The organism is Nocardiopsis prasina DSM 43845, assembly GCF_000341265.1.
GTDB lineage: Bacteria > Actinomycetota > Actinomycetes > Streptosporangiales > Streptosporangiaceae > Nocardiopsis > Nocardiopsis prasina.
This window is the reverse complement of sequence record NZ_ANAE01000020.1, coordinates 1-777: the sequence shown is the minus strand read 5'-3', so window position 1 is coordinate 777 and position 777 is coordinate 1. Positions and strand designations below refer to the sequence as shown.

General features: G+C 74.1%; 1 pseudogene. It reads left to right on the top strand.

From position 1 onward, the window contains the following. Positions 1 to 570 (top strand): annotated as a pseudogene (locus tag D452_RS30590) (hypothetical protein); the annotation flags it as partial. Between the last annotated feature and the right edge of the window lie 207 nt (positions 571 to 777).

Sequence of the window (777 nt, the reverse complement as noted above, 5' to 3'; positions counted from 1 at the left end):
CCCGGGAAGCGTCTGGCCGACGATCCGGTCCTGGCGGCCGCCGGAGTCGTGTCGGCGCTGGGCGCCTGGTCGCTGCCGATCCACTGCGACCCGGCCAGCGAGAGCGACGGCCGCGCCGCCGTGGCCTACACCGCACTGGAATTCGGCGCCGTCGACCTGCTGGTGGTCTGCGGATCGGCCGAGGACGCCCGGGGATCCCACCGAGCGGGCGGTCTGGGCGCCGCTGTGGCTCTCGCGCCGGATGCCGCGCCCGCGCCCCCGATGGGTCCGGGTTCGGAGCTGGAAGCCGCCGTGCGCACGGTGCGCGGAGCGCGGCCCTTCCTCAGCGAGGGGGCCGCGGCTGTGGTGGTGAGCGGGCGCGGCGCGCCGTACCCGGTCGGCCCCCGGTCGCGAGCGGCCCTGCGGTCGTTCGCGGGCTCGCCGGGCGAGCGGCGGGTCCGGGTGAACTGCCTCGCGCTGCGCTCGGGCGACACCGACACCGCCGTCGCCGCGGCGGTCGCCGGGTTGGCCGCGGAAGACGGGCCCTGCGGTGAAGTGGTAGGAGTAGCCCGGGTTCCGCATTCGCAGTAGGGGCGGGGACACGGACGATTCGCAGGTTCCGTCGCCTCTGGCCGACGGATGTTCGCCGGGGCGTAGAGTGCGCCCGTAGTTTGGTGGCGACGAAGCCGCCGGGAACTGCGTATGGGGGCGATTTCCGCCATGATGTAGGCGGATTTTGACCACGATCAGCGGTCCCCGGATACGGTTGCATGATCAACGCGCCGCGGCCTCCCGTAC